This is a genomic window from Kribbella aluminosa (assembly GCF_017876295.1).
Lineage (GTDB): Bacteria > Actinomycetota > Actinomycetes > Propionibacteriales > Kribbellaceae > Kribbella > Kribbella aluminosa.
On the sequence record NZ_JAGINT010000001.1, the window covers coordinates 827,817 to 846,322 of the forward strand.

The window sequence follows — 18,506 nt, forward strand, 5'->3', positions numbered from 1 at the left end:
AGGTCTGTGAATATAGTGGCTTCGGTCTTGGAGGGCAGTGTATGCAGCAGCAGACGGCGCGCGAGCGGATCGCGGGGCTGGTACTGGCGCGTCCCGGGCGGTTGCTCGGGATGGAGCCGTTCATGGCCGACGTCGTCCAGGGGATCGAGGAGGTCTTCGCCGGACGCGGCTGCAGCCTGCTGATCGAGTTCGCCGCGGACATTACCGCCGAGCTCGAGATCTGGCGGCGCTGGGTGCCGAACCGGCACGTCGACGGCATCGTGATGGTCGACCTGCGGGCCACCGACCCGCGGCTGGACGAGCTGCAGCGGCTAGGCGTACCGGCGGTGCTGCTCGGCGGCCCGGAGCTGAAGGTGCCGATCACGAACGTACTGGTCGACAACGCCGAGGGCGCCCGCGCCGCGGTCCGGGCGCTGGCAGACCTCGGGCATCGTGACATCGCCCGGGTGAGCGGCCCGCGGGACATGCTGCACTGCCAGGCGCGCGACGACGCGTTCATGGCGACCTGCGCGGAGCGGGACGTGCGGGGGCGGGTGATCGAGGGGGACTACTCGGAGGACTCCGGGCGGGACGCCATGCACCAGCTGCTCACCGGCAGCCGGGTCCCGACGGGCGTCGTCTACGACAACGACCTGATGGCGATCGGCGGCCTGGCGGCGGCGAAGGAGCTGGGGGTGGCGGTTCCCGAGCGGCTCTCGGTGATCGCCTGGGACGACACCGCGGTGGCGCGGCTGGCCACGCCACCGCTCAGCGTCGTGACAGTCGACGTCCACGGACTGGGCACGATCGTGGGTGAAGCGATCCTCAACGTGATGCAGGGAGCGGCGCCGACGACGTACCAGCTCCCCAAGCCGACGATCCGCCTGGATCGCTCCACCGCGAGATCAGTCCAGGCCGACCGCCGCTAGCGGGTTGGTCCAGGACTTCAGGGCTGCCAGTAGGTCGGGGTTCTGGGTCGTCGAGAGCGCCTCGGTGTGGGCCTCGCTGATGATGTCGGTGATGCGGATCGGTACGCCGGTGTTCGCCGAGCGTACGGCGGCTTCGACCATCGCGATGCTGACCACGTTCGAGTGGACCTCGGACTGGGGTGTGGTCGACGTACGGACAGCGTTGACGAACTCCGCGAGGGAGCCGGCGATCTCCTCGGGTTCTTCCCCGAGGGAAGCCGGTACGTCGGGTTCCGCGACCGGGGGGTTGTCGCCGTCCCAGGTCGCCGTACCGCCTGGGGTGCTGGCGCGCCAGAGGCCGTTCCAGGACGTCTCGAGGCCGGGGGCGCACCAGCTGCCGACGAAGGTGAAGCGGGTGCCGTCGGCGTACGTGAAGATCGCGGACGCGGCGGCGTTGCCGTCGAACCAGCTCCAGGACGGGTTGTACGAGTCGCAGTACACCGACACCGGTTCGGACCCGATCAGCTTGCGGGACAGGTCGAACTGGTGGATCGCCATGTCGACGAGCAGCGGCTCGGCCATCCGCTCGCGGAAGCCGCTGAAGTGCGGGGCCTTGTAGAACTCGCAGGACAGCGTGCCGATCGGTCCGAGCTCGGCGAGCTGCCGCTGGAACGCCTCGACGGCGCGGAAGTACCGCCGGGACTGCGACACCATCAGCAGCTGGCCGCTCACCTCGGACGCGGCCGCCATCTGCAGACACTCGCGGACAGTTTCCGCCAGCGGTTTCTCGCACAGCACCGGAAGTCCGCGCAGCAAGGCATCCACGCTGACCTTCGGATGCGCCACCGGGACGGTCACGTCGATCACCGCGTCCGCCCGATCGGTCAGCTCGTCGATCGAGGCCGCGACCGGCACGTCGGGGTGGCCGTTCTCGGCGGCTGCCGTGCGGGCCACGTCGACGTCGAGGTCGACCAGGCCCACCAGTACGACGTCGGGGTTGGCGGCGATGGTGCGCAGCCAGGCGCGGCCCATCCCGCCGGCTCCGACCTGCAGCAGGCGTAGGGGTTCAGGCATCGGCAGGCTCCTCGATGGGTCCGGTGTACCCGTGTCCGTTGAAGAAATCGTCGGTCTCGTAGCGCAGCAGCGTCGGCAGTTCACGCTTCGGCAGGTCCGTGCGGGCCCAGGCGACGCCGTTCGCGATCACCTTACGGATGTCCTTGTGGTGGTACACCGGGTAGTCCTGGTCGCCGGGGGAGAAGTAGAAGATCTTGCCGTGCCCGCGGCGGAACGTGCAGCCGGAGCGGAACACCTCGCCGCCGGAGAACGAGGACACGAAGACCAGCTCGTCCGGCACCGGGATGTCGAAGAACTCGCCGTACATCTCCTGCTGCTCGATCTCGATCGGGTGCGGTACGCCCTGGGCGATCGGGTGCGTGGGGTTGACCGTCCAGACCAGTTCGCGGTCCCGCTCGCTGCGCCAGCGGAGCGTGCAGGTGGTGCCCATCAGCTTGCCGAAGATCTTCGACCAGTGGCCGGAGTGCAGCACCACGAGGCCCATCCCGGCCAGCACGTGCTGGTACACGCGCTCGACCACCTTGTCGTCGACCTCGCCGTGTGCGGCGTGGCCCCACCAGACCAGGACGTCGGACTGGGCCAGCACCTCTTCGGTGAGGCCGTGCTCGGGTTCGTCGAGGGTAGTGGTGGAGACCTTGACGTCGGGCAGGTTCTCGGCGATCCCGGCCGCGATGGCCGAGTGCATGCCGTCGGGATAGATCTCCCGGACGTGCGGCTCGACCTGCTCGTGCCGGTTCTCGCCCCAGACAAGTACGTTCATTTGTTGGTATCCCCAATGGTCATTTGACGGCGCCGCCGATCGCACCGGCGGCGATGTACTTCTGCGCGGCGATCAGCAGCACGACGGCCGGGATCGCCGAGAGCACCGCGGTCGCCATCACCGCGTTCCAGTTCTGCACCTGGGTGCCGAGGTACTGGTAGATCCCGAGCGTCACCGGCCGGACGCCGCCCTTCGTGGTCAGCGTCAGCGCGAACAGGAAATCGCTCCAGGAAAACAGGAAACTGAACAGTCCGGCGGTGATCAGCGAGTTCCTGCTGATCGGCAGCACGATCGCCACGAACGCCCGGAACAGGCCGGCCCCGTCCACCCGCGCGGCCTCCACCAGCGACGGCGGCAGCGAGAGCATGAACGACCGCAGGATCAGGATCGCGAACGGGATCCCGCTGGCGCAGTTCGCGATGATCAGGCCCGGGATCGAGTTCAGCAGCCCGATCCGCTCGTACGCCGTGTAGAGCGCGTTCGCGATCACGATGCCGGGGATCATCTGCGAGATCAGGATCGCGAGCAGCCCGACCGACACCCAGCGGGACCGGAACTGGGAGAGCGCGTACGCACACGGCGTCGCGATCGCCAGGCTCAGGACCACGGTGCCGGCCGCGATGATCATGCTGGTGACGAGGTTCCCGCCCTGCTCGTCGAGCGCCCGTTTGTAGCCGGAAAACGTTGGATGCAACGGCAGGAAACCGGCCGTCAGCGTGTTTCCGGACGGCTGCAGCGAGGCGTTCAGCATCCAGTAGACCGGGAACAGCATCACGCACAGGATCAGCACCCCGATGACGGTGTACGCCGTACGTCGCATCGTGCCCCTCCTACTCGTCTGTTATTCGTCGACAGCGCGACGGCTGCCGCGCAGGTAGAAGATCGCGAACACGAACGAGATCGCGATCAGGATGTTGGACAGCGCCGCGCCCTGGCCGAACCGGAAGTCCACGAACGACTTCTCGTAGGACTGGGTGGCCAGCGTCTGGGTCGCGTTCGCCGGGCCGCCGCCGGTGAGGCCGAGGATGATGTCCAGGACCTTGATCGTGTAGACGACGCCGAGCATCAGCAGCACGCTCGCCACCGAGCGCAGGTTCGGCCAGGTGATGTACCAGAACGAGCGCCACCCGGTCGCGCCGTCCAGCTGGCCGGCCTCGTAGAGCTCGTCCGGGATCTCCGAGAGACCGGAGTACAGCAGCGTCACGTTGAACGGGATGCCGATCCAGATGTTCACGCCGATCACCGCGATCAGCGCGACCGACGGCGAGTTCAGCCACGGCACCGGGTCGTTGACGACGTGCAGCCCGATCAGCGTCCGGTTCAGGATGCCGCTGTCCTGCTCGAGGATCGACCGCCAGGTCGCGCTGGACACGATCAGCGGCAGCAGCCACGGCAGCAGCAACAGCGACCGGAGCAGGCCGCTCAACGGAAAACGGTTTCGGAAAAACAGCGCGAGCCCGAGCCCGATCGCGAACTGGAAGGCGATCGAGCCGATCGTGAACAGCGCGGTGTTCAGCATCGCGTCCGAGAACAGCTTGTCGGTCACGACCGTGCGGTAGTTCTGCAGCCCGACCCACGGCGCGACGCCGGTGAAGAACGTCTTCAGCCCGTAGTCCTGCAGGCTCATCAGCAGGTTCTTCACCACCGGATAGCCGAACAGTCCGAGCATCGCCACCGCGGCCGGCAGCACGAACAGCACCTTGGTGAGGCTTTCGCCCCGGTGGTGCCGGCCGCGCACCCGCGCGCGGCCGGCCGTACTGGTACGCGTCGTACGTGTGAGTGTCGCCATCGCCGATCAGCCGCCGGAGGCCTGCTTGAAGGCGTCCTGGGCAGTGGCCTTACCGGTCAGCGCCAGCTGGATCGCCTGATAGATCACCTTGGCGGCGTCCGGCCACTTGTCGCCGAGCTTGCCGGTCCGCGAGCGGGCGGTCTTGACCTGCTCCGTGAAGGCCTTCATCGACGGGACCTGCTTCACGTACTCGTCGAGCAGCGCGGTCTTGGTCGGGATGGTGTACCGGGCCTTCGCCCAGGCCAGCTCGTTCGCGTCCGAGTTCAGGCACTTCACGAAGTCGGCGGCCTTCTGCTGCTTGGCCTGGTCCTTGTTCAGCGGGACCGTCCAGGCCTCTCCACCCAGCGGCGCGACCGGCGTCTGATCCGGCTTGTTCAGCGGGAACGTGACCACGTCCCACTTGATCTTGGGATTCTTCTCCAGCGCCGGGATCTGCCACGGGCCGTTGACCATCATCGCGGTCTTGCCGGCGATGAACTGGTCGTTGACGTCGCCCTGGGTCCAGTTGATGACGCTCTTCGACGCCGACCCCGACTTCACCAGGTCGACCCACAACTGCAGCGCATCGGCCACCTGCGGGCTGTTCAGGTTGGTCTCGTCGCCGCCGTTGGTCCACATCGCCGGCAGGAACTGCCAAGACCCTTCGTACGTCGCGTTCGCGTTGAACGCCATCCCGTACCGACCGGGCTTGGTGAGCTTCTTGGCCGCTGCCTTCAGCTCGTCCCAGGTCTTCGGCGGTTGGACGCCGGCCTCGGCCAGCATGTCCTTGTTGTAGAACAGCGCGATCGTGTTCGTCACCGGCGCCAGCCCGTAGAGCTTGCCCTGGTACGACGTCGCGTCGACCATGCCCTTGATGACGCCGTCCCCGTTCAGACCCAGGTCGTTCAGCGGTGCCAGCGCACCGGTCGCCGCGATCTGCTGGACGTCGGGGTTGTCCAGCATCAGCACGTCGGGAAGCGTTTTCGACGACGCCTGCTGCAGCACTTTCTGGATCAAGGTGTCACCAGGCACCGTCTCCCGCTGGATCGTGATGCCGAGCTTCGACGCGCAGCCGTCGAGTCCCTTCTGTACAAGGGATTTGTCCGGCTCGTTGTTGTAGTAGTCCAGGATCGTGAGGCTCTTGACACTGTCGCCGGAGCTGGACGACTGGCCGCCGCCGTTGCTGCCGCAGGCGCCCAGCAGGAGCGACACCGTCGTCGCACCCGCCAGCGCGGCGGCGATCCGCTTGCTGATCATGACATCGGACTCCTTCAAAGCGTTTAACCGATGGACGAGGGGCGGGGAGAGTTCCTTGTGGATTTGGCGGTAAACCGCTTAACTGAGGTGTTGAAGGACTATGTTCCCTACGTCACACACCTGTCAAGGGCTCAGAGGGGGTCGATCGATGGTCACGATGAAGGACGTCGCTCAGCGTGCCGGTGTCTCGATCGCGACTGTCTCGTTCCTGCTGAACGACACCAAGCCCGTGACCGCCGCGACCCGGGCCCGGATCGAGCAGGCGATGCTCGACCTCGGGTACCGCCGCAACATGGTCGCCCGTGCGCTGGCGTCCCGGCGGACGCACATCATCGCGATGGCGTACCCGGCACTCGAGCACAAGTTCGGGATGTCGACCGCGGAGTTCTTCACCAGCGCGGCCGAGGCCGCGCGCAAGGAGGACTACCACCTGGTGCTGTGGCCGGTCGGCAACGACGGCGTCGAGCTCCGGGAGCTGCTCGGGCAAGGTCTGGTGGACGGCGTCGTACTGATGGAGGTGCAGCTCGACGACCCGCGGATCGACGTACTGCGGAAGTCCGCGACGCCGTTCGCGCTGATCGGGCGGACGACCGAGCTCGACGGGTTGTCGCACGTGGACATCGACTTCGACACGACGGTCGAGGACGCGGTCCGGCACCTGTACGAGCTCGGGCATCGGCAACTCGCCTTGATTTCGGGCGATCTGGACGACCCGCGGTTCCACGCGTACGGGCCGTGGGTGCGGGTCGAGGCGGCGTACCGGCGGGTCGCGGCGGCGTACGACCTGCCGGTCGTGGTGCTGCCGTGCTCGGACACGACCTCGGCGGGGAAGGCCGCGGTGGCGCGGTTGCTCGCGGACTACCCGGAAACGACGGCAGTGCTGGTGCTGAACGAGTACGCCGCGCTCGGGGTGGTGTCGGGGCTCAAGCGCGCGGGGTACGACGTACCGGGGGAGGTGTCGGTGCTGTCGCTGCTGATGGTTCCGGAGACCGCGGCGATGGCGGATCCGGAGCTGACGATGATGCGGACGCCCGGTCCGGAGCTGGGGCAGCTCGGCACCGAGGCGTTGATCCGGCAGCTCGAGGGCGCCGATCCGCTGCCGCCGCAACTCGTCCCCGCGAAGCTGTCGCCGGGCGCTACGGTCGCAGCGCCCAGAGCGCCGCGACCAAAGGCCGGTGCAGGTCGGCGCGGCGCGCGCAAAGCCCGATCGTGAGCGGCTCGAGGTCGGCCGGTAGTTCTTCCAGCTGATCGCGGACGACGGACGAGTCGAGCACCAGCCGCGGTACGACGCCGACGCCGCAACCCAGCGCCACCAGCGCGAGCAGCGCCTCGTGCCCGTCGGGCTCTGCGGCAATCGTTGGCCTCACCCCCGTTCTCCGAAACCACCGAAACGCCGCTTCCCGAACCAGCCCCCGCGCAGGCACAACGTACGGCCCGTCACTAGGCAGACCGGGCGGAGTTGCGGGCAGACCGGCGGCCGGCTTGGCGGACGGACCGTCGGGTCGATTGGCGGGTGGGTTGTTGGTGGCGCGGACGAGGACCAGATCGGTGACGGCCACCGTGCGGGTGACCAGGGTCTGCGGGAGGCGCTTCGGGATGCCGGCCACCGCGGCGTCGACCTCGCCCTCGTCGAGCCGAGCCAACGCGGCCGCGGCGTCACCCGTACGGATGTCCAGGCGGATCTGCGGGTGCTCGTCACGCAACGGCCGGAGAAGGTCCGGCAGCAGGGTCTGGCAGGCGGTCACCGTCGCAAAGATCCGCAGCTCACCGGCCAGACCGGTCGGCTCTTCCGAGGCAGCTCTGTAGTCGGCCCACAGCTCCAGGGCCTTCTCCGCGTACGCCGTGAACCGCCGCCCCTCCGCCGTCAGCATCACGCCCCGCGGCCCCCGGTCCAGCAACCGCGCTCCGACCCGCACCTCGAGGCGCTGAATCGTCCGCGTCAACGTCGCCGCACTGACATGACACTCCAGACTCGTCCGCCCGTAGTTCAACGTCCGCCCCAGATGCAAAAACAGCTCCAGCTCCCGCTGCTCCACCCCAACCTCCGCTCGTCTTCCCCGTACCGAACAACGGGCAGTGGTACGCCTCCCGCCCGGCGACCCGCCGTCCTCACACCTACCCGGCACGCCGCCCGGCCACCACTACCCGTCCGTCGGTACGCAACCCCACGCCGCGCCGACCCACGCCCACGCCGCGCCGGCCCCAGCCCCACGCCGCGCCGGCCCCAGCCCCACGCCGCGCCGGCCCCAGCCCCGCGCCGGCCCCAGCCCCGCGCCGGCCCCACGCCGCGCCGGCCCTGCGCCGCGCCGGCCCTGCGCAGGCGCCGCGTGCTGCCGGTGCCTGGGGATGTGGACACTTCGTGGGGTCTGGCGACAGGTAATTGCTTGTTCACGGGCACCGCCGTTTGTCGTTAGAGCCCCAGTGTTGCAGATTGTGGAGCGGCGCGGTGCGGAGGTTGCGCTTGCTGCAATGGGTGGGGCCGCCGTTGACTGGAGGCATGGAGAGTTCGGTGTTTCGGGTCGAGGCGATGGACGTGCCGGGTGGGACCGAGGCGATCGTGCGGGGTGGGCGGGATCTGTTTCCGCTGCTGCCGGATGCGTTGTACGGGGTGGAGCGCATCGGGGTGCTCGGCTGGGGACCGCAGGGCCGGGCACAGGCGCTGAACCTGCGGGACTCACTCGCCGGGACCGGGATCGGCGTCGCGGTGGGGCTCCGGCCGGGATCGCGGTCCGCGGAGAACGCGCGGCAGAACGGGTTCAGCGAGGACGACGGGACGCTGGGCGACTGGCTCGAGGTGGCGGCGAGTGCCGACCTGGTGATCCTGCTGATCGCGGACGCGGCGCTGGCGGCGCATCACGAGGAGATCTTCGCGGTCCTCAAGCCCGGCGCGACCATTGGCCTGTCCCACGGTTTCCTGCTCGGCCACCTGCGCGAACTCGGCAGCGCGTTCCCGGACGGCCACCCGGTGATCGCCGTCTGCCCGAAGGGGATGGGAGACTCGGTACGCCGCCTGTACCAGCAGGGCGCCACCGTCAACGGCGCCGGCATCAACGCGAGTGTCGCCGTCCACGCCGACCCGGACGGCCGCGCGTGGGACCGGGCGCTGGCGTGGTCGATCGCGCTCGGGTCGCCGTACACGTTCGCGACCACCCTCGCCGCCGAGTACCACTCGGACATCGTCGGCGAGCGGGCGATCCTGCTCGGCGCGGTGCACGGCCTGGTCGAGGCGCTGTACCGGTACTTCCGGATCGACGGCGCGGACCCGGTGACGGCGTACGAACGATCGACCGAGGCGATCACCGGCCCGATCGCGCGGACCATCTCGAACGACGGCCTCGTGGCGGTACGGGCGGCGTCCGGTGACGAGGACCTGTTCGACCGGGCGTACTGCGCGACGTACGGACCGGCGCGGGACCTGGTCGCGGAGATCTACGACGAGGTTGCCGACGGCACCGAACTGCGCAGCGTCGTCCTCGCCGAGCAGCGGCTCGTGGACCGCCCGATGACCGTGATCGGCGGCAGCCCGATGTGGTCGCACAGCGCCGAGGTGCACGCCCGCCGCGGGACACCGGACCATACCGTACGGTCTGCCCGGGACGGCGGCGTCGATGCGGTGACCGCGGGACTGTTCGTCGCGACGATGATGGCGCAGGTGGACGAGTTCGCCGCCCGCGGGCACGCCTGGTCGGAGATCGTCAACGAGTCGGTGATCGAGGCGGTCGACTCGCTGCTGCCGTACATGCACGCCCGCGATGTCGCGTACATGGTCGACAACTGCTCCCGGACGGCACGACTCGGCACCCGTCGGTGGGGCCCGCGCTTCCAGGCGGCGTACGAACAGATCGCCCTGCCCCACCTCGACCAGCCCGCGGATCCGTCCCACATCAAGGGCTTCCTCGCCAACCCGGCCCACGAAGCCCTCGCCGCGGCCGCCGAGCTCCGACCATCGGTGGACATCTCCGTTTAGCCTATGGGCCATGACGCCCGAGACGACGACTCGCTCCCGGCTGGTTCCGATGCGGCCGCGGGATCCGCACGAGACCGGCCGGGTCGCGTCGTCGCTGGAGCTGTTCTTCGACCTGGTCTTCGTGATCGCGGTCAGTGTCGCGGGCGCGCAGTTGCACCATGCGCTCTCCGAGCAGCACATCGGCGGCGGCGTGCTGTCGTACGCGATGGTGTTCTTCGCGATCTGGTGGGCCTGGATGAACTTCACCTGGTTCGCCACCTCGTTCGCCACCGACGACTGGCTGTACCGGCTGCTCACGATCGTGCAGATGAGCGGCGTCCTGGTGCTCGCCGCGGGGATCGAGAAGATCTTCAGCGACCACGACTTCACCGTCGGGGTGCTGGGGTACGTCGTGATGCGCGTCGCGATGATCGCGCAGTGGTTGCGGGCCTCCCGGTCGGCCGGCTCGAGCCGCCGCGCCACGCAGTTCTATGCGGCTGGCATCGCGATCGTCCAGGTGCTCTGGCTGACCACGCTCGTGCTGCCGCAGACGGTGCTGCTGGTCGTGTTCCCGGTGTTCGCGGCCGCCGAGCTCGCGGTACCGGTGGTCGCCGAGCGGCGCGGGATCACGCCGTGGCACCCGCACCACATCACCGAGCGGTACAGCCTGTTCACGCTGATCCTGCTCGGCGAGAGCCTGCTCGCGTCCGCGAACGCGATCATCGAGGCGGTGCACGTCCACGAGTCGCTCGGCCCACTGGTCGCGCTGTCGGTGCTGACGCTGGTGGTCACCGCGGCGCTGTGGTGGATCTACTTCTGGCCGCCGCACCACACCGCGATCACGACGCTGTGGCGGTCGCTGCGGTACGGGTACGTGCACTACTTCGTGTTCGCCGCCGCCGGTGCGTTCTCGGCGGGTATCGAGGTGGAGATCGACAGCATCACCCACCACACCGAGCTGAGCGAGGTGGCCGCGTCCTACACGGTGACGATCCCGATCGCGATCTTCGTCCTCGGCATCTGGTGGATCGCGATCCGGGAGAACGCCGACCGGGTGGTCAACCTCGTCGTACCGCTGGGCGCGGTGCTGGTGCTCCTGGACCCGCTGATCCCGGTCCCGTTCGCGCTGACCGCGGTGTTCATGGCGGCGATCGTCGCGACACTCGTCCTCCGCCCGCCGGTGGAACGCGCGCCGAGCTGACGGGGCTGGTGTCAGGCGGGGTTGCCGAGTTCGGCCAGGGCGGTGGCTACCCGGCCGTGGGCTGCTTCGAGGGCGGCTCGTGCAGCCGGGATCGGGGTGCCGGTCAGGAGGTGGACCAGGGCGGGCTTGAGCTCGCCGTCGGCCCCGGCCAGGGCGGTCTCGCAGGCGGCCTCGTCGGCGCCGGTCGCCTCGGCGAGGATCCGGAGCATCCGTCCGCGGAGCTTCTTGTTGGTCGCGACCAGGTCGACCATCAGGTTCGACCAGGTGCGGCCGAGCTTGATCATCAGCGTGGTGGAAAACGCGTTCAGAATCATTTTCTGCGCGGTTCCGGCCTTCAGCCGGGTCGAGCCCGCGATCACCTCGGGGCCGGTGTCCGCGGCGACCACGATGTCGGCCAGCGGGGCCAGCGGGGCGTCCGGGTTCGAGGTCACCAGCACGGTGGTCGCCCCGGCGGCACGGGCCGCCTTCAGTGCACCGGCGACGTACGGCGTACTCCCGGAAGCAGCGAGGCCGACGACGAGGTCCTGGCCGGTGACGGCGGTCGCGTCGGAGGCGCCGCCCTCCTCGGAGTCCTCGACGTTCTCGACCGCGCGGAGCAGCGCCTGCATGCCGCCGGCGTGGTGGGCGACCACCAGCCCGTCGGGGACGTGGAACGTGGGCAGCAGTTCGGCCGCGTCCAGGACCGCGAGGCGTCCCGACGTACCGGCGCCGAAGTAGTGCACCCGGCCGCCGCCGCGGATCGCTTCGACCGCGGCGTCCACGGCCTTGGTCAGCTCGGGGATCACAGCGCTGACGGCCCTGGCGACCAGGGCGTCCTCGTTGTTCACCAGTTGCAGGATCTCGGACGTGCCCACCGCGTCGATGGCGAGCGTCCGGGGGTTGCGCTGCTCGGTCGGTGAGGTCACGGGATCGATGTTAGTTTTCTACTGAAGGTTTTTCAATTCCGTTCATCGTTGACGGAAACGGTTGACGTCACTCGGAACCTTTGAGCCGGTGCCCGCGGACCGACGTGGCGGTCTCCTCGAGCGCCTTCCGGGCGTCCGGCAGCACCTGCTGCGCGACCCCGATGAACAGGCAGTCGATCACCGTCAGTTGCGCGATCCGGCTCGACATCGCGCCCGAGCGGTACGTCGTCTCGCGCGCGGCCGTGGTCAGTACCAGGTCGGCCGTCTTCGCCAGCGGGGACCGCGGGAAGTTGGTCACCGCGACCGTCGTGGCGCCGTGCTTGGCCGCCTCCTCGAGGGCCTCGACGACCTCGACCGTCGTACCGGTGTGCGAGATCCCGATCGCGACGTCACCGTCGCCGAGCAGGGCCGCGCTCGGCAGCGCCACGTGGACGTCGTTCCAGGCGAAGGCGACGCGGCGGATCCGGTGCAGCTTCTGCTGCAGGTCCATCGCCACGAACGCGCTCGCGCCGAAACCGTACAGGTCGACCCGCGGCGCCTTCGCCACCGCGTCCACGACCTTCGCCAGTGCGTCCACGTCGATCTGCTGCGCGGTCTCCCGGACCGCGCGCTCGTCCGCGAACGACACCTTGCTGACCACGTCCGCCAGCGAGTCGCCGGGCTCGATGTCCCCGCCGACCTCCGGTCGCATGCTCTCCTGCGCCGACTGGGCCGCCAGCTGCAGGCGGAGCTGCGGATAGCCAGGGACGCCGATCTGCTTGCAGAACCGGATGACCGTGGTCTCCGACGTGGATGCCACCTCGGCCAGTTCGGAGATCGTCATCGCCGCCACTCCGCCCGGGTCCGCGAGGACCGCGTTCGCCACCCGCTGCTCGGCCGGCGCCAGCGCGGGCATCACCGCGCGGACCCGGACCAGCAGCGGCCCCGTGGGTTCTGGAGAGGTTGTTGAATTCATGACAGCCACGGTACGGCGCCCATGCACGAGATGGGGTCACCGACGCGAAAGTCTCCAACCTGTTGCGGTAAATGATTCAGGCGTTCGTTCACCGTCGAGAAGAAGACCACTCTTGCTCGTGATCTTCACACCGTCGACGTACACCCCGCGACCCTGGTACAGCGGGTCGCTCGTGTAGCGCCAGCGGATCGTCTGCGGTCCTGCCGCCAGCTCGGCGGTGACCTGATGCCAGTGCCGATCGCCGGAACCGCTGATCGAGCCGTCGGTATCGGTCACCGAACCGCGATCCCGTACGGCGAACGGCACCTTGGTCCAGGTCGTGCCGTCCGTGGACGTCTCCAGATACAGCAGATCCGAGTCCTCCGTGTCCACGAACAGGTCGAACGCGAGCTTCGCACCGCCCGCCGGTACGTCGACCTTGGTGGCGAGCGTGGACGTCGCGTTGTCCGTCGTACCGGAGAACCAGGCGTCCTTGCCGTGCCGCGGGCCGACGCCGAGCGCCAGTGCGAGCCCCTGGGCGACAGCGCGCCGGGCCGGGTTGTTGCTGCCCCAGTCGCGGCTCGGGTGCACGCGGTTCGTGAGCAGGATCGCGAACGAGCGGGAGTCGAAGTCGATCACGATCGACGTACCGGTGTAGCCGGTGTGGCCGGCCGTGCGCGGGCCGGACAGGCCGCCCATGTACCACCGCTGGTTGAGCTCGAAGCCGAGGCCGTGGTCGTTGCCCGGGAACGCCTGGTTGAAGTTCGTGATCATCGCGGTGACCGAGGATTCCTTCAGGATCCGGGCACCGCGGTAGCTGCCGCCGTTCAGGAAGGTCTGGGCCAGTACTGCCATGTCGTCCGCAGTACTGAAAACGCCCGCGTGGCCGGCGACACCGCCGAGCGACCAGGCGTTCTCGTCGTGCACCTCGCCCCACACCATCCCGCGCGGCGGGGAGGACTGGTACTCCGTCGCAGCGATCCTCGGCTTCTTGCGAGGGTCCGGGTTGTAGCCGGTGTCGCGCATCCGCAGCGGTTTGGTGATCCCGTCCGCCACCAGCTTGTCGAGCGTCTTGCCGGGGACCCGGTGCGCGAGCTCGCCGAGCGCGATCAGGTTCAGGTCGCTGTAGAGGTACTTCGTGCCCGGCGGATCCTGCAGCTTCGCCGTCAGCGCCATGTGCAAGCGGGACGCCGGATCCGGCTGCGAGCTCCACAGCGGCAGCCAGGACGGAAAGCCGCTCGTGTGCGTGAGTGCCATCCGGACGGTAACGTTTTCCTTGCCGTTTTCCGCGAATTCCGGGATGTACGTCGCGATCGGCGCGTCGAGGTCGACCTTGCCCTTCTCGACCAGCTGGAGGATCACGATCGACGTGAACAGCTTCGACACCGACGCCATGTCGAAGATCGTGTCGGTGCGCATCGGGATCTGCTGGTCCGGCGGCAGCTCGGTGCCGGCGCCGTCGGCGTACTTCAGCGCGAGACCGGTGGCGGTCCTGGTGACGATCTTCCCGTCGTGGCCGAGCAGCGTGACCGCCCCGGCGTACAACGGTTTCGTCGTAGCGCTGGGCTGTGTCCAGCCGGCGACCTGGGCCAGCGCGGCGTCGATCGGCGCCGGGTCCAGGCCGGCCTTTGCCGGGGTCTCGTCGCGGAGCAGCGTGCTCTTCGGCGCGTACCCGTCGTACGGGTGGTCGAACCGGCCGGAGTCGTTGCCGCTAGCAACTGCAGGGGTGGCCATCGTGAGTATCACCGCAGAGATCGTCGTGACCGTGCATATTGTCAGGGAGGCCCACCGCTTCATCGGTGAGCTCCCTTGTACAGCAGGTACTTCGCCCGCCGGGCCGTCCAGGCCGCGGTTTCGGACCTCCAGGCTGCCACGATCTCCGCGGCGGTCGCATCCGCCGAAAGCATGGTCCGGAACCGATCGGATCCGGTCAGCAGGTCGATCCACCGGCCGGGTGGGGTCTCCGCCCGCCAGGTGAAGTCCGGGTAGAGCTTACGGGCCTCGACGATCATGTGCGTCGCCGCGGTGATCGCCTCGACCCGGTGCGGGTCGGTGATCTGTACCTGGACGCCGCCGCACAGGACTCCTCCGTTCTTGCTGATCGACGGCGTGAAGTACGCCTCGCGGAACGCGACGCCCGGGATGTCCTTGGTCTGCAGCGCCTGCGCCCAGCGGTAGTCGACGTACGGCGCGCCGATCAGCTCGAACGGGCGCGTGGTGCCGCGGCCCTCGGACATGTTGGTGGCCTCGAACAGGCACAGGCCCGGATAGAGCAGGGCGGTGTCCGGGGTCGGCATGTTGGGGCTCGGCATCACCCAGGTGAGATCGGTGCCGGAGTACAGCTGGTCGCGTTTCCAGTTCTTCGCCTCGATGACGGTGAGTTGCCGGAGACGCCCACCGTTCGGTTCCAGCGGGAGATACTCGGCGTCGAACATCCGGGCCAGCTCGCCGACCGTCATGCCGTGCTGCTGGACGATCTCCTTCTTGCCGACGCCGGACGTGTAGCCGGGCTTCAGCATCGGGCCGCGGGCGTACCCGCCGACCGGGTTCGGGCGGTCCAGGACGACGAACCGTGCACCGGTCCGGACGGCGGCCAGCATCGCCTCGAACATCGTCCAGATGTAGGTGTAGAACCGGGCGCCGACGTCCTGGATGTCGAAGACCACGGTTTCCACGCCGGACTTCGTGTAGAGCGCGGCCAGCTTGTCCGCGTTCGCGCCGTACGCGTCGTACACCATGATCCCGGTCCGCGGGTCGACGTGGTCGCCCTCCGAACCGCCGGCCTGTGCCGTGCCGCGGAAACCGTGTTCTGGACCGAACACCGCGACCACGTCGACCGCGCCGGACGCGTGCATGGTGTCGACGATGTGCTGCAGGTCGGGCAGGATCCCGGTCGGGTTGCTGATCACGCCGACCTTCTGCCCGGACAGCGCCCGCCAGCCGTCGATCGCCAGTACCTCGGCGCCGGTCAGCACCTTCCGGTTCGAGACGGCCTGCGCGGCCGGTACGTCGATCAGTGGGGCGGCGGCCAGTGCCCCGGCGCCGGCCAGCAAACTGCGTCGCTTCATGAACTCTCCTCGGGACGGGGACGGGGACGGGGACGGGGACGGGTCAGCGGCCGGCCGGTCAGTGGCCGGCGGGTCAGCGGCGGAAGGACAGCTGGGCGATCAACGCCCGGTGGTCGCTGGCGGCCTCGGCCAGTGGAACCTCGGCCGGCACGGCGGCGCTCCGCACGCTCAGCCCGGCGCCGACGGTGACGAAGTCGATCCGCTTGTTCGCCGCCACCGCCGGATAGGTGAACGGCCCACCGGTGGTCTTGGCAGCCGCAGTCCACGAATCGGTCAGCCGCGTCCACAACCCTGCCAGTTCCGGCGCTCCTGCCTCGGCATTGAAATCTCCCACCAGGATCTGCAGGTCACTTGATCGGTCCTGCGCAAGTATCCCGAGAGTGTCCGCGACCTGCATCCGCCGCACCGTCGGGTCGCCGCGATAGTCAAGGTGCGTGCAGTAGACGTGCAACCGCCGCCCCCGCACCTCGACCTGCACCTCGAGGAAGCCAGGCGCCGGCGCAGGTACCGGGTTGGGATCCTGCGTGGAAAGCCGGGTGATCGCATGGTTCTCGACGCTCACCAACGGGAAGCGGGAGAGTACGCCGACGCCGTACTGCCGCCGCGGCTGCCCGGCCGCCGGCGGATCGAAGTCGTAGATCGGCGCGAACGCCGGGTACATCCCGAGCTTCGCCGCCAGCTCCGCGATCGTGTCCAGCCAGTCACTGCGCTTGTCCCAGTGGACGTCGACCTCCTGCAACCCGATGATGTCCGCGTCCAGCGCTTTCAGCGCCTGCGCGGTCCGGTCCAGGTCGAAGACGTTGTCCTCACCGGCACCCGCATGAATGTTGTACGAGGCAACGGTCAGCCGGGTGTCCCGCGGATCGAACGTCAGCCCGTGCCCGAACGGAAACAGCGTTTCCCCGGTTTCCGAATGCGCTGGAATCGCCACCGGCAACTTGCCGGCCGGCGCGATCTCGCCGTACAGCACCTTCGCAAGCGCCTCCATCGACACCACGGTGCTGCCGTAGGTGACGAGCGCGGTCGGCGGCGCGTCGAAGTACGCGACGTCGTACGGATCCCGGACCGGAACGACGATCACCGGGCGTCCGGTCGCGAGCAGGCCGTTGACGAGCTTCTGCTGCTTGGCCAGCTTGTCGGTGACCGCGGTGTCCCACGCTTTGTTGGTCAGCACAACGGTCAGGTCGACGGTCCCGGCGGCGACCAGCGCGTCGGTGATCTTGGCGTCGGTCGGTGTGGTGCCGGTGTCCTTCACGACCGTCGTCGCGCCACGGCTCTGCAGCGCGGTCGCGAGCGCGGCCGGGCTGTACCCGGTGACGAGGACCTTGCGCGGTGCGGGGGACAGCGGCAGCAGCTCGGCGTCGTTGCGGAGGAGCGTCGTACTGCGGTCCGCGATCCGCTGGGCCTCCGCGTAGTTGGCCGGCGTACCGACGATCTTCCCGATCCGGGACACGTCGACGTACGGGCGCCCGACCAGCCCGGTGTCGTACTTCAGTTTCAGAACACGTGTGACGCTTTCGTCGATCCGCGCCTCGCTGATCCGGCCGCCGCGGACGGCGTTCAGCACCGAGTTGTACGCCAGACCGGGATCGACCGGCATCAGCAGCTGGTCGACGCCCGCCTCGATCGCGCGCAACGGGATCTCCGCGTCGCCGTACTTGTCCCGGACGCCCTGCATGCCGAGCGAGTCGGTGATCACCACACCGTCGAACCGGAGCTGCCGGCGGAGCACCCCGGTCAGGATCGGCCGGCTCAGCGTCGCCGGGTCGCCGGACGGATCCAGCGCCGGGACCACGATGTGCGCGGTCATGATCGACCGGATCCCGGCCCGGATCGCGGCCTGGAACGGCGGCAGGTCGATCCGGGTCCACTCCTCGCGCGTGTGGTCGATGACCGGGATACCGGTGTGGCTGTCGGTCGCGGTGTCGCCGTGACCGGGGAAGTGCTTCGCGGTCGAGACCATCCCGCCGTCGCGCTGGTACCCCTTGACCTGGGCGCTGACCAGTTGCGCGACCAGCGCCGGGTCGGAGGAGACCGACCGGACGCCGATCACCGGGTTCAGCGGGTTCACGTTGACGTCCGCGTCCGGCGCGAAGTCGGTGGTGATGCCGAGCGCCTTCAGCTCGCGGCCGGCGATCGCACCCGCGGACCGCGCGAACGCGGGGGAGCGGGTCGCGCCGAGCGCCATCCCGCCGGGGAACTGCGTGGCCGGCGGCCCGACCCGGACCACCGAGCCGTACTCCTGGTCGGTGCCGATCTGCAGCGGTACGCCGGTGCTCGCCAGCGCGGCTGCCTGCAGGCCGTTGGACAGCCCGGCGATCTGCGCCGGGTCGCGGACCGAGTCGGTCCAGGTGAAGTAGATGACGCCGCCGAGGTGGTACTTCGCCACCACCTCGGCCGGCGTGGCGACGCCGTACAGGCTGGTGTTGCGGGCGTCGGCGGTGGCGGCCGTCGGCCCGTAGGCGTAGCACACGAACAGCTGGCCGATCTTCTGCTCGAGGGTCATCCGGCGCAGCGTGTCGCGGACCCAGCGATCGGGGTGCGCGGCTGCGGCCGTGGCGGCGGAGGTTCCGGCGACCGTCGTTCCGGCGACGGCGGCCGCCGCGAGTCCGAGAGTCTGGCGTCGGGTCAGTTCCATCGGTGTCACCAACTCAGTCCGGGCGGGCAAGGGCGAACGCCAAGGTAATTGAATTACTTATACTCCCC

At 69.0% G+C, this 18,506-nt stretch carries 15 protein-coding genes; 4 read left to right on the forward strand and 11 right to left on the reverse strand.

Annotated elements, in window-relative coordinates; genetic code table 11:
* Nucleotides 1-41: 41 nt before the first annotated feature.
* Nucleotides 42-908, forward strand: a complete 867-nt coding sequence (locus JOF29_RS04110) for a LacI family DNA-binding transcriptional regulator (RefSeq protein WP_209692878.1) — start codon at nucleotides 42-44, stop codon at nucleotides 906-908.
* Here the strand turns inward: JOF29_RS04110 and JOF29_RS04115 are convergent.
* The 5 genes from JOF29_RS04115 to JOF29_RS04135 are packed head-to-tail and all read right to left on the reverse strand — an operon-like array spanning nucleotide 885 to nucleotide 5,746.
* Nucleotides 885-1,961: a Gfo/Idh/MocA family protein gene (locus tag JOF29_RS04115; protein WP_209692879.1), complete on the reverse strand. Its 1,077-nt coding sequence runs from the start codon at nucleotides 1,959-1,961 to the stop codon at nucleotides 885-887. The two genes, JOF29_RS04110 and JOF29_RS04115, sit on opposite strands and share 24 nt — an antisense overlap.
* A complete protein-coding gene (locus tag JOF29_RS04120; protein WP_209692880.1) occupies nucleotides 1,954-2,721 on the reverse strand; it encodes a ThuA domain-containing protein in 768 nt (255 codons plus the stop codon). Before JOF29_RS04120 ends, JOF29_RS04115 begins: the two co-directional genes overlap by 8 nt.
* Before the next feature lie 19 nt (nucleotides 2,722-2,740).
* Nucleotides 2,741-3,541, reverse strand: coding sequence for a carbohydrate ABC transporter permease (locus JOF29_RS04125; RefSeq protein WP_209692881.1), 801 nt, complete (start codon nucleotides 3,539-3,541; stop codon nucleotides 2,741-2,743).
* A gap of 21 nt (nucleotides 3,542-3,562) precedes the next feature.
* Nucleotides 3,563-4,510, reverse strand: coding sequence for a carbohydrate ABC transporter permease (locus JOF29_RS04130; RefSeq protein ID WP_209692882.1), 948 nt, complete (start codon nucleotides 4,508-4,510; stop codon nucleotides 3,563-3,565).
* Between the two features lie 6 nt (nucleotides 4,511-4,516).
* Nucleotides 4,517-5,746 (reverse strand): sugar ABC transporter substrate-binding protein, encoded by a 1,230-nt coding sequence (locus JOF29_RS04135; protein ID WP_209692883.1) that lies wholly within the window; start codon nucleotides 5,744-5,746, stop codon nucleotides 4,517-4,519.
* A 148-nt stretch (nucleotides 5,747-5,894) separates the two neighbouring features.
* Here JOF29_RS04135 and JOF29_RS04140 point away from each other — a divergent pair, with 148 nt between their 5' ends.
* Nucleotides 5,895-6,959, forward strand: coding sequence for a LacI family DNA-binding transcriptional regulator (locus JOF29_RS04140; RefSeq protein WP_209692884.1), 1,065 nt, complete (start codon nucleotides 5,895-5,897; stop codon nucleotides 6,957-6,959).
* On the opposite strand, the gene ilvY is transcribed toward JOF29_RS04140, so the two are convergent.
* Complete coding sequence (ilvY, locus tag JOF29_RS04145) at nucleotides 6,883-7,782, reverse strand: HTH-type transcriptional activator IlvY (RefSeq protein WP_209692885.1); 900 nt, start codon at nucleotides 7,780-7,782, stop codon at nucleotides 6,883-6,885. The two genes, JOF29_RS04140 and ilvY, sit on opposite strands and share 77 nt — an antisense overlap.
* Nucleotides 7,783-8,243: 461 nt before the next feature.
* On the opposite strand from ilvY, the gene JOF29_RS04150 reads away from it, so the two are divergent.
* On the forward strand, nucleotides 8,244-9,713 hold the full coding sequence (locus tag JOF29_RS04150; RefSeq protein WP_209692886.1) for a ketol-acid reductoisomerase: 1,470 nt from the start codon (nucleotides 8,244-8,246) through the stop codon (nucleotides 9,711-9,713).
* 10 nt (nucleotides 9,714-9,723) lie between these two features.
* Nucleotides 9,724-10,893: a low temperature requirement protein A gene (locus JOF29_RS04155; protein WP_209692887.1), complete on the forward strand. Its 1,170-nt coding sequence runs from the start codon at nucleotides 9,724-9,726 to the stop codon at nucleotides 10,891-10,893.
* A gap of 11 nt (nucleotides 10,894-10,904) precedes the next feature.
* On the opposite strand, the gene murQ is transcribed toward JOF29_RS04155, so the two are convergent.
* The 5 genes from murQ to JOF29_RS04180 form a co-directional block, all read right to left on the reverse strand.
* On the reverse strand, nucleotides 10,905-11,798 hold the full coding sequence (gene murQ / locus JOF29_RS04160) for an N-acetylmuramic acid 6-phosphate etherase (RefSeq protein ID WP_209692888.1): 894 nt from the start codon (nucleotides 11,796-11,798) through the stop codon (nucleotides 10,905-10,907).
* A gap of 67 nt (nucleotides 11,799-11,865) precedes the next feature.
* On the reverse strand, nucleotides 11,866-12,753 hold the full coding sequence (locus tag JOF29_RS04165) for a MurR/RpiR family transcriptional regulator (protein ID WP_209692889.1): 888 nt from the start codon (nucleotides 12,751-12,753) through the stop codon (nucleotides 11,866-11,868).
* 36 nt (nucleotides 12,754-12,789) lie between these two features.
* On the reverse strand, nucleotides 12,790-14,529 hold the full coding sequence (locus tag JOF29_RS04170; RefSeq protein ID WP_209692890.1) for a serine hydrolase domain-containing protein: 1,740 nt from the start codon (nucleotides 14,527-14,529) through the stop codon (nucleotides 12,790-12,792).
* Entirely contained in the window at nucleotides 14,526-15,800 is a 1,275-nt protein-coding gene (locus JOF29_RS04175) for an exo-beta-N-acetylmuramidase NamZ family protein (protein WP_209692891.1), read from the reverse strand. Before JOF29_RS04175 ends, JOF29_RS04170 begins: the two co-directional genes overlap by 4 nt.
* Before the next feature lie 73 nt (nucleotides 15,801-15,873).
* Nucleotides 15,874-18,438 carry a glycoside hydrolase family 3 N-terminal domain-containing protein gene (locus JOF29_RS04180; protein WP_209692892.1) on the reverse strand — a complete coding sequence of 855 codons (2,565 nt, stop codon included), beginning with the start codon at nucleotides 18,436-18,438 and terminating at the stop codon, nucleotides 15,874-15,876.
* Between the last annotated feature and the right edge of the window lie 68 nt (nucleotides 18,439-18,506).

What these genes read in the sequence shown, in the direction of transcription:
- JOF29_RS04120 (WP_209692880.1), bottom strand. Translation starts at nt 2,721, where the DNA reads ATGAACGTACTTGTCTGGGGCGAGAACCGGCACGAGCAGGTCGAGCCG.
- JOF29_RS04165 (WP_209692889.1), bottom strand. Translation starts at nt 12,753, where the DNA reads ATGAATTCAACAACCTCTCCAGAACCCACGGGGCCGCTGCTGGTCCGG.
- JOF29_RS04125 (WP_209692881.1), bottom strand. Translation starts at nt 3,541, where the DNA reads ATGCGACGTACGGCGTACACCGTCATCGGGGTGCTGATCCTGTGCGTG.
- JOF29_RS04115 (WP_209692879.1), bottom strand. Translation starts at nt 1,961, where the DNA reads ATGCCTGAACCCCTACGCCTGCTGCAGGTCGGAGCCGGCGGGATGGGC.
- JOF29_RS04135 (WP_209692883.1), bottom strand. Translation starts at nt 5,746, where the DNA reads ATGATCAGCAAGCGGATCGCCGCCGCGCTGGCGGGTGCGACGACGGTG.
- JOF29_RS04170 (WP_209692890.1), bottom strand. Translation starts at nt 14,529, where the DNA reads ATGAAGCGGTGGGCCTCCCTGACAATATGCACGGTCACGACGATCTCT.
- JOF29_RS04110 (WP_209692878.1), top strand. Translation starts at nt 42, where the DNA reads ATGCAGCAGCAGACGGCGCGCGAGCGGATCGCGGGGCTGGTACTGGCG.
- JOF29_RS04130 (WP_209692882.1), bottom strand. Translation starts at nt 4,510, where the DNA reads ATGGCGACACTCACACGTACGACGCGTACCAGTACGGCCGGCCGCGCG.
- JOF29_RS04175 (WP_209692891.1), bottom strand. Translation starts at nt 15,800, where the DNA reads ATGAAGCGACGCAGTTTGCTGGCCGGCGCCGGGGCACTGGCCGCCGCC.
- JOF29_RS04140 (WP_209692884.1), top strand. Translation starts at nt 5,895, where the DNA reads ATGGTCACGATGAAGGACGTCGCTCAGCGTGCCGGTGTCTCGATCGCG.
- JOF29_RS04150 (WP_209692886.1), top strand. Translation starts at nt 8,244, where the DNA reads ATGGAGAGTTCGGTGTTTCGGGTCGAGGCGATGGACGTGCCGGGTGGG.
- JOF29_RS04180 (WP_209692892.1), bottom strand. Translation starts at nt 18,438, where the DNA reads ATGGAACTGACCCGACGCCAGACTCTCGGACTCGCGGCGGCCGCCGTC.
- JOF29_RS04155 (WP_209692887.1), top strand. Translation starts at nt 9,724, where the DNA reads ATGACGCCCGAGACGACGACTCGCTCCCGGCTGGTTCCGATGCGGCCG.